This window comes from Paraburkholderia sp. SG-MS1 (genome assembly GCF_012275575.1).
In the GTDB taxonomy this organism is placed as follows: Bacteria; Pseudomonadota; Gammaproteobacteria; order Burkholderiales; family Burkholderiaceae; genus Paraburkholderia.
Window position 1 is genome coordinate 1 of the sequence record NZ_NPIH01000057.1, and the last position, 4,967, is coordinate 4,967.

General features: G+C 61.1%; 4 protein-coding genes and 1 pseudogene. 3 read left to right on the forward strand and 2 right to left on the reverse strand.

The window, feature by feature from the left end:
* Together CIC12_RS04485 and CIC12_RS04490 are read left to right on the forward strand one after the other, a co-directional pair.
* Positions 1 to 652: fumarylacetoacetate hydrolase family protein (locus CIC12_RS04485; protein ID WP_174771912.1), on the forward strand; the 652-nt coding region annotated here is incomplete at its 5' end.
* Between the two features lie 134 nt (positions 653 to 786).
* Positions 787 to 2,229 carry an aldehyde dehydrogenase family protein gene (locus CIC12_RS04490; protein ID WP_168662553.1) on the forward strand — a complete coding sequence of 481 codons (1,443 nt, stop codon included), beginning with the start codon at positions 787 to 789 and terminating at the stop codon, positions 2,227 to 2,229.
* Positions 2,230 to 2,474: 245 nt separating this feature from the next.
* Here the strand turns inward: CIC12_RS04490 and CIC12_RS04495 are convergent, their stop codons facing one another.
* Positions 2,475 to 2,744, reverse strand: coding sequence for a DUF4148 domain-containing protein (locus tag CIC12_RS04495; RefSeq protein ID WP_121324558.1), 270 nt, complete (start codon positions 2,742 to 2,744; stop codon positions 2,475 to 2,477).
* Positions 2,745 to 3,208: 464 nt separating this feature from the next.
* Here CIC12_RS04495 and CIC12_RS04500 point away from each other — a divergent pair, with 464 nt between their 5' ends.
* Positions 3,209 to 4,309: an NAD(P)H-dependent flavin oxidoreductase gene (locus tag CIC12_RS04500; protein WP_168662555.1), complete on the forward strand. Its 1,101-nt coding sequence runs from the start codon at positions 3,209 to 3,211 to the stop codon at positions 4,307 to 4,309.
* A gap of 204 nt (positions 4,310 to 4,513) precedes the next feature.
* Here the strand turns inward: CIC12_RS04500 and CIC12_RS32925 are convergent.
* Positions 4,514 to 4,692, reverse strand: a pseudogene (locus tag CIC12_RS32925) (tautomerase family protein).
* Positions 4,693 to 4,967: the final 275 nt, after the last annotated feature.

The following is a 4,967-nucleotide window of genomic DNA, read 5'->3' on the forward strand; positions in this document are numbered from 1 at the left end:
GGATGCCGAAGTATTCTCGAAGTCGCAACCGATGTCGTCGGTCGGCTTCGGCGCGGACGTGGGGCTGCTCGCGGCTTCGACCTGGAACAACCCGGAGCCGGAGATCGTGCTGGCGGTGAATAGCCGTGGCGAGATCGTCGGTGCAACGCTCGGCAATGACGTCAACCTGCGCGATATCGAAGGCCGCTCGGCACTGCTGCTCGGCAAGTGCAAGGACAACAACGCTTCCTGCGCGATCGGCCCGTTCGTGCGCCTCTTCGACGAAAGCTTCTCGCTCGACTCGGTGCGCGCGGCCAGTGTCGCGCTGCGCGTGGAAGGCGCCGATGACGACTTCGTGCTCGAAGGCGTGAGCCACATGAGCGAGATCAGCCGCGATCCGGCGGACCTCGTCACGCAAACGTGGGGCCGGCATCATCAATACCCGGACGGCTTCATGCTGTTCCTCGGCACCATGTTCTCGCCGATCAAGGACCGCGACGCGGCCGGCGGCGGATTCACGCATCACCTGGGCGACCTCGTAACGATTTCGACGCCGCAATTGGGCGCGCTGACCAACACGGTCCGCCTGAGCACCGACATCGAACCGTGGACGTTCGGCGTGCGAGCGCTTTATCAGAGTCTGGCGGCGCGCGGGCTGCTCGGAGCCGCCTGAGCCGTAACGAAGAACATATGACGGGCTGGCGCGTCACGCGCGGCCCAGGTGCATTTCCAGTCGCCTCCGCCTGGACCTGACGATCAGGTCTTTCGTGCGGGGGCTTTATTCCGTATCAACGGGAGAAAGAGATCATGAGCCAGTTTGCAAACTACATCGACGGACAGTGGGTGGACGGCGCAAGCGTGTCGCGCAACGTCAACCCGTCCAATCTCGACGACGTGATCGGCGAGTTCGCGCAGGCCGACGCCGGGCAGACGCAACACGCGATCAGCGCCGCGCGCAAGGCGTTCGCGCAATGGTCGCTGTCCACACCGCAGCAGCGTTTCGATCTGCTCGATCAGGTGGGCAGCACGATCCTCGCGCGCAAGGCCGAGCTGGGCCGGTTGCTCGCGCGCGAAGAGGGCAAGACGCTGCCCGAGGCGATCGGCGAAGTGGGCCGCGCGGGGCAGATCTTCAAGTTCTTCGCGGGCGAGGCGCTGCGCATTGGCGGCGAAATCGTGCCGTCGGTGCGCCCCGGTATGACGGTGGAAGTGACCCGCGAGCCGCTCGGCGTGATCGGCCTCATTACGCCGTGGAATTTCCCCATTGCGATTCCGGCCTGGAAGATCGCGCCGGCGCTGGCATATGGCAACACCGTCGTCGTCAAGCCGGCGGATCTCGTTCCGGGCAGCACGTGGGAGCTCGTGAAGATCATCGCCGAGGCAGGCGCGCCGGCGGGCGTCATCAACCTCGTCATGGGACGGGGCTCGGTGGTGGGCGAAGCGCTGGTTTCTTCACCCGATGTCGATGCCTTGAGTTTCACCGGTTCTGTCGCGACGGGCCGTGCGATCGGCGCGAAATGCTTTGCGTCGGGCAAGAAATTCCAGCTTGAAATGGGTGGCAAGAACCCGATGGTGGTGCTCGATGATGCAGACCTCAACGTTGCGATCGAAGCGTGCATCAACGGTGCGTTTTACTCGACGGGCCAACGCTGCACTGCGTCGAGCCGCTTCATCGTGACCGAAGGTATTTACGACCGGTTCATCGACGGCATGAAGGCGCGCATGCAGGCCCTGAAGGTGGGCGACGCGTTGGCCGACGGCACGCACATCGGTCCCGTCGTCGACGACAAGCAGTTGCAGCAGGACGAGCGCTATATTGCCGTCGCACGCGAAGAAGGCGGCACCGTCTTCGGCGGTGAGCGGGTCGAGCGCGACACGCGCGGTTACTTCCTCGCACCAGCGCTCGTTACCGATACGACGCCGGCCATGCGTATCAACCGGGAAGAAGTGTTTGGCCCGGTGGCCTCGGTCATCAAGGTCAAGGACTACGACGAGGCACTGAAGGTCGCCAACGATACGGAATTTGGCCTTTCCGCGGGCATTTGCACGACCTCGCTGAAGTACGCGAGCCACTTCCGTCGTCATGTGCAGGCGGGCATGGTGATGGTGAACACGGCGACTGCAGGTGTGGATTATCACGTGCCGTTCGGCGGCCGCAAGGGTTCGAGCTACGGTCCGCGCGAGCAGGGCAGTTACGCCCGCGAGTTCTATACGACGGTCAAGACCGCGTATGTGAGTCCGGGTGCCGTGTGACGTTCATCCGCCACGCCGTTTGCGGATGAAAGCGAGCGGTGGCGCGACTTGCCGTCGTTGAGAACGGGAACGCACAGGCGATGTGCATGGCCGCCGAAGGCGAGGATATGCAGCCGGCAATCCGGAGGCGGAGATTCTGAAACGGCACTGGCCCACACAAGCGAGCCAGTTTCGTTAATCGCGCGAGCCGTAGCGTGAGTACACGCTACGGCAAAGCGACAGCAGCTTGGCGTTCAGCCGGAAACTTACTTGGCGACTGCCTGGCCTTGTTCCGACGAACCGCTGGCGACGCCGCCAACTGCGCTGTTCTGAGCGGCAACGCGTGCTTCAGCAGCCTGAATGTTGGCCGGATATTCGTTCGGGTTCGAGCGAGCGGGGTTGTAGCCAGCCTTTTCGATCTGAACCAGTTCCGCGCGAACTTGCGCACGGGTCAGCGGCTGGTTCGATTGGGCGAAAACGGCAACCGGAGCAGCAAGGGTAGCGGCGATAACGACGGCTTGAACGAGCGACTTCATGGTAACGACCTCCAGAGATTTGTCTTGTTTGGACTGCAAACGCGTTTGTCTGCAGCGATGAAAGACAGTCTACGGCTTGGGGTGTGTCAGGGTAAATACCTAATTTGCGAAATCACTGTTTCACAAATCAAAACAATTTCGCGCAGAACGGCCCATAGAAACGCTGGCTAGTGCAATAAGTGCAAATATTGGGATTTTGATCTGTTGCGGCAGGCGTGAACTCTCGAGTTCGGCGGCGAGACAGAACAGCTCGCTACTGCCAGAAGAACATTTTCGAATTGCGGCCGCATGGTTTAGGTGACCTGCTTCTTTCGCGTTTTTCCGGTCGTGCGGAAGGGCACGCCAGGAAAGGGTACTGTGAGCGCGACGAGTGAACACAACGGACGGGGCGCTCGCCTGTGGTGCGATGCGCGTGCTATACGGTATCAGGACGCTATTCTAGAAAGCCTCGACAGGGGATAGACATGAACGAGCGAACTAACAAGCGGATGTTGCTGCCATTACTGGGCATCGAAAAGCCGATCATTCAGGCGCCCATGGCCGGTGTCAGCACACCCGCGCTGGCCGCAGCCGTTTCCAATGCAGGTGGTCTCGGCTCGCTGGGCGTTGGGGCGATGAACGCCGCAGCAGCCCGCAAGGTCATCGAGGAGACTCGCGCGCTAACGGACAAGCCGTTCAATATCAACGTCTTCTGTCATCGACCGGCGCAAGCGGACGAGGCGCTCGATCGGCAATGGTTGAAGTGGCTCACGCCATATTTTGAAAAATACGGCGCAGCGCCGCCTACGTCGTTGTCGGAGATCTATACGAGTTTCGCGGCCGACCCGGCGATGCTGGATGTTTTTCTCGAAGAGAAGCCGGCCATCGTCAGTTTCCACTTCGGTTTGCCTTCTGCTGATGTGATCGCCGAACTGAGAAAGGCCGGCATCAAACTACTCGCGAGTGCAACGAACCTGGATGAGGCGGCGCAGGTTGCCGAAGCGGGAGTCGATGCGATCGTTGCACAAGGTATAGAGGCGGGCGGTCATCGCGGCATCTTCGAACCGGACGCAACCGATGAGGGGTTGGGCGTGTTTGCGTTGACGCGTCTGCTGGTCAGCCAATGCCAGCTGCCGGTGATCGCTGCCGGCGGCATCATGGACGGTGCCGGAATCGCAGCGGCGCTTGCGCTCGGCGCGCAAGCCGCGCAGTTAGGCACGGCGTTTGTTGCTTGCCCGGAGACGTCGATTGACGAGGGTTATCGACGCGCGATTCTCACGGACGCGGCACGCCGCACGACCTTTACCACGGCGATCTCCGGTCGCGTGGCGAGAAGCATGGTGAACCGGTTCACGACACTCGGCAGCGAGGCGCGCGCTCCTAAGCCGCCCGCGTATCCGATCGCCTACGATGTAGGCAAAGCGCTGCATGCTGCGGCAAAAGCAACGGGCGAGTACGGTTACGGGGCGCAGTGGGCCGGGCAGGCAGCCGCGCTGGCCAGATCGTTGCCTGCCGGTGAGCTGGTCGCGCAGTTGGACCATGAATTGAAGGAAAGCATCGGACAGCTGCAGCGGTTCGCGGTCTAGCAGCTCAAGTGAGAATGATCGATTTGTGCACGTACATTGCGGCCGGGAAGAGGGCACGCCGCCAGGATAATCAGTCGTCCTTGAGGTATTCCGTGGCTTCAATGCGGACTGCTGTCGCCCGAAGCAAATGACGCGCGCTAAGCTTCAATCCGGCTTCGAACCACGCTGCTTGCGATAAGTCTCGACCGGCAAACCGCCCCAACCCTAGTTCTCGGTCTCCATCTCCTGAATGACGACGAAGGTCGACTCGAGCGGCTTGTTCAGTACGTCGAGCAGCAACCGGCTGACCCCGCCGATGAGCGCGGCTTTTTCGTCCGCTGTGACGCAGTGTTGCCGGGCCTGGAGCCCTCACGGATCACCTGAATTGTGACAGCTGTACGGATTACGTTCACATGGGTCGTAGCGATTGAGGCGAATGTGGCGCGTTGAACTCCGCGCCGACGATGAGGATGGAACGTGTGCGCGTCACAGCCATAAGACGACGATGTCTTCGCGACGAGAGCAATCGACAGACACGGCATTGCACGTTTTTTAGCGCACCGTTGAGAGCCTCAAAAATATTTCAGAAAGTGGGTTGACCGATAGGTTTTCGGTCTGCATAATTCGCCTCCCGTTAGATGACGGACGCGAAGAAAGCAGAGCTTCTGAGTGAATGATC

Excerpts from the sequence above, each read along its gene's own strand:
- CIC12_RS04495 (WP_121324558.1), bottom strand. The coding sequence starts at position 2,744 with ATGAAGTCGCTCGTTCAAGCCGTCGTTATCGCCGCTACCCTTGCTGCT.
- CIC12_RS04500 (WP_168662555.1), top strand. The coding sequence starts at position 3,209 with ATGAACGAGCGAACTAACAAGCGGATGTTGCTGCCATTACTGGGCATC.
- CIC12_RS04490 (WP_168662553.1), top strand. The coding sequence starts at position 787 with ATGAGCCAGTTTGCAAACTACATCGACGGACAGTGGGTGGACGGCGCA.